Here is a 3,765-nt window from a genome sequence, read left to right as displayed (position 1 = left end):
TCCCTTCTTCTTCCCGAAGCCGCTTGACCCGCCCGATGAGCCGGTCGAGCTCGTCGGGGTCGCCACCGCCGTGCATCCAGCCGTCGGCGCGTGCCGCGCGCCGCAGTGCGGCGTCGGCGTGGCCGCCGATCAGGATCGGAATCGGCTGTGTCGGAGCGGGAGTCATTTTCGTCTTGGGTATGTCGTAGAACTCGCCGTGGAATTCGAAGTAATCGCCGGTGGTCAGCCCGCGAATGATTTCGATGCACTCGTCAATTCGCTTGCCGCGCTTGGCAAACGGGACACCCATCAGCTCGTAGTCCTCTGGCCACGGGCTGGTGCCGACGCCGAGGCCTAACCGATTGCCGATCAGCGCCGCCAGCGATCCAGCTTGCTTGGCCACCAGCGCCGGCGGCCGGATCGGCAGCTTGAGAACGAAGAAGTTGAACCGCAGCGTCGTCGTCACCACGCCCAGGGCGGCGGTCAGCACAAACGTCTCGATGAATGCCTTGCCGTCCAGGAATTCACGGTTGCCATCGGGCGTATACGGATACTTGGAGTCCGACTCGAACGGGTAGGCCACGCTGTCCGCAATGGTCATGCTGGCGTAGCCAGCCGCCTCGGCTGCCTTTGCCAGGGGGACGTAGTAGCTAAAGTCGGTCATCGCCTCCGCGTAGCTGAACCGCACACTTTCTCCTTCATCGGGTAGCCGAAAGTATCGACCAAATACTAGGGCGCAGTGCCTGCACCGCGGCGGGTCGGCGGACAAGGGTGATCATCGGCCAAGCCAAAGGCCGAACTGCTGAGCGGCTGTCGCAGAACTCAAATAGGCCACTTGCAGTGGTGGCCCGCCAGCTCGTCGAGGCCGAACACCCCGACTGATTGCTGATACTGCACCTGGCGTGTCAAAGCTCGTTTTCCGGGCCGAGAACCGCCCACACCGTCTTTCCGGACGGCATCGGTGTGCTGCCCCAGGCGCGGCAAACCGACGCGATGATCGCCAGGCCGGACACCCGGTCGCCGCCGCGGCGGGGATCCTCGTGGCGGGCCGCCGGTATCGAGCTGTCGTCCCGCACCGAAATGGTCACCGCCGCGCCGTCGGATTCCAGCACGAGCACGGGCGCGCAGGCGGTGTGTTGCAAGACGTTCTCGACGAACACGTTGACAACTACCGTCGCTACCGGAATTAGCTCGACCTGGGACCAGGCCGCCAGCCATTCGGCGACCAGTTCGCGAGCCTTGCGCAGGCTGGCAAGTGAAGCTGGTAGTTCCATGCGAGCCCGGCATCGGGCACGTCGAGCATCGGTGAGACTCCCCAACGCCGCTTCGGCAGTGGCGTGCACCGGCACGTGGCGCGTCACACCACTGTGTTCGATGGTCCTCCGACGCCCGGCGTCTCCACACACCAGCATGATCGGAACGTCGGGCCAAATACTGACATGCCAGCGTGCGCTGGTGAACACCTTCCACGCGCCAAACGCTGGGACGTGAAGAGCGTTGACGTCGACAAGGACCCCGCGCGGTTCGTCCAACGCCTTCTCGATGATGCGGTTTCGAAGTTGCAGATACGATTGGCTGTCTAAGACGCCATCGGCCGTGAGCATGCAAGCGGTTCCCACCGGGGAAGCGGAAACCGTCAAATGGCCAGTAGCCCTAGCCATCGCGTTGCGCCCGCTTGGCAGCGACGCTGACCAAAGCGAGCGGGTTGTCGTCAATTGGCATCGCTCGTCGCTTACCCATGCCGGCGGACGGCAAAACGCAGTCGCGGCTCAAACCTGTGCCGCGGCGCCGACTTCGGCGTCCGCCAGCGCGAATGGCGGCGCACCCACCCCGGCGATCGAGTACGTGCCCTGCTGAGTTTCTTCGGTGATGCGCGCCGAGACGCTGCGGTCGCCCACCATCAGAGTCACCGTCCGGACGCGCGCCAGCAGGTTTGCCGGAAATTGGCCGAAAAGTGTTCCTTGCCAGTGATACCGGCCATCAATTGGGTCGATATGTCCGGCTATCCGGACACGCGCCTCTCGGCAGATGTCGGCCACCGTCACGGTCGCTGGGCCGTCATAGATGTCATCGTGCACGCCGACGGACCACGCCAAGTCGAACGCCGATGCCACCAGGCGACGCGACGAGCTGCCCAGGTGCACGCGCTCGTTGAACACCTGTTGACTACTGCGACGCACCTCGATGCGAGTGTGCCCTTTCATGAGTCGTAGGCATTCGATCACGTGGCGCATCGCCGCCTCGAACTCCGGCCCGTCGACCACGAAGTAATTCGGGAAGCCGTGCAGTGCCACCCCCAGGTAAGGCTCCATGCCGTCGGTCCAGGCACGCTGGATGGTCACGCCGCGGGCACCCACCAGCGCGTCATGTGGGAGCCCTGCCCGGACGGCGAACCCGGTGCCGTAGACGATGGTGTCGGCGTTGTGGTGGACACCGTCGGCGGTTCGGATGCCCGCGGCTGTCACCTCGACGATGGGCGATGCCACCAGCTCGGCCTGGCGACGCAAGTAGTGCCTGGCGCGCCGGGCCGGCCGGATGACCCGGCGCGGCGGAAGCGGGAAAACCTTGACTGCGGCCCCCGATCTGGCCAGCCGGCCGATCAACTGCCCGGCGGCGGCGTCCGCGCCGATCACCGCGACGCGTTGGGCGGCCGGGTCGAAATCGGCATCGGGTGTCGCGGCATGAAACGAGGCGCCGCGAAACTCCCTGCGGCCAAACAGATCCGGAGTCCAGGGGGCCAGTGGTGACTCGCAGGTGACCACTGTCCGGCTGCGGCAGATCTGGCCGTCGGCGCTGGTCAGTGTCCAGGTGTCGGTGTCGTCGTCGAACACCGCGCTGATCACGTCGCCGTCCAGCGTCGGGAAGCCGGCCAGATCGCCGCCGACAACGACGACGTCGTGGGTCACAGGAACTTGGTGCGCGTCCAGCTGCGGCGCGCGATCGGGCCCATCAGACCGACCTCGGTCAGGAATTCGGCCAGCGGTGCGAAGCCCGCTATCTGGACTTCGTGGCGATGCGCGCTGTTGCGTGCTGCGCTACGCGCCCGCCGGCCGTCCAGGCCCGCTCGCCGATAGGGGATCGGGTTGGAGAACAGGTAACGGAAGAACCACCCGCCCAGACCGTTGACGTTGCCGACGAACCAGCGCTCCGGCCGGCGCATCTGGGGTGCCCGCTTGCGCAGGCCGTCGCGCGCGAACTGGATGTGGCGGGCCTCTTCGGTGACGTGAATTCGCATCAGCCGCTGGATGATTGGCTGCAGCTCGGGGTCGTCCATCATTTGGCGCTGCAGCGAGTCGAAGATCTCCTCGCCGATCAGCGCGGCAACCCAGAGCACCGACCCGCGGAAGAAGAACGGCAGGGTGTTGATGATGATCCGGTGGTAGAGCCGCGGGCGAACCGGCTTGGCGCCGACCCGCTCGATGGCCTTGCCGAACATCACCATGTGCCGGGTTTCATCGCCCAATTCGGTCAGCGCGTAATGGGACGCACGGCTGGTGGGGTCCGTATGCATGAGCTTGCGCAACAGCGCCTGGTTCAGGATGTTCTCGAACCAGATACCCGCCGAGAGGGTGTTCACCAGTTCCTGCCGGGACAGCTCAATGCGCTGAGCGCGGGTCATCTCGTCCCAGATCGGCGTGCCGTACAGCGACACCGTTCGCGGTGGCAGGTAGAACTTGTCCGGGTCCAGCGGCGCGTCCCAGTCGATGTCGACGACCGGCGCATAGGACTTCTTGACCGACCCCTTGAGCAAGCGTTCCGAGAACTCTCGGCGACCAGGTCCGTTCG

Annotated in this window: 4 protein-coding genes; all 4 read right to left on the bottom strand. The window is 65.5% G+C overall.

What is annotated here, in order from left to right; genetic code table 11:
- Window positions 1–667: LLM class flavin-dependent oxidoreductase (locus tag WAN71_RS14300; RefSeq protein ID WP_422225965.1), on the bottom strand; the 667-nt coding region annotated here is incomplete at its 3' end.
- Window positions 668–884: 217 nt separating this feature from the next.
- Window positions 885–1,583 carry an ATP-binding protein gene (locus WAN71_RS14295; RefSeq protein WP_422225964.1) on the bottom strand — a complete coding sequence of 233 codons (699 nt, stop codon included), beginning with the start codon at window positions 1,581–1,583 and terminating at the stop codon, window positions 885–887.
- 165 nt (window positions 1,584–1,748) lie between these two features.
- Window positions 1,749–2,885: a DUF4873 domain-containing protein gene (locus tag WAN71_RS14290; RefSeq protein ID WP_422225963.1), complete on the bottom strand. Its 1,137-nt coding sequence runs from the start codon at window positions 2,883–2,885 to the stop codon at window positions 1,749–1,751.
- A partial coding sequence (locus tag WAN71_RS14285) for an AurF N-oxygenase family protein (RefSeq protein WP_422225962.1) occupies window positions 2,882–3,765 on the bottom strand: 884 nt, incomplete at its 5' end. The genes WAN71_RS14285 and WAN71_RS14290, both read right to left, overlap by 4 nt.

The sequence above is a fragment of the Mycobacterium sp. genome, assembly GCF_049280035.1.
In the GTDB taxonomy this organism is placed as follows: Bacteria; Actinomycetota; Actinomycetes; order Mycobacteriales; family Mycobacteriaceae; genus Mycobacterium.
Note: the sequence above shows the minus strand (reverse complement) of the source record. Positions and strands in the feature narration are given on the sequence as shown.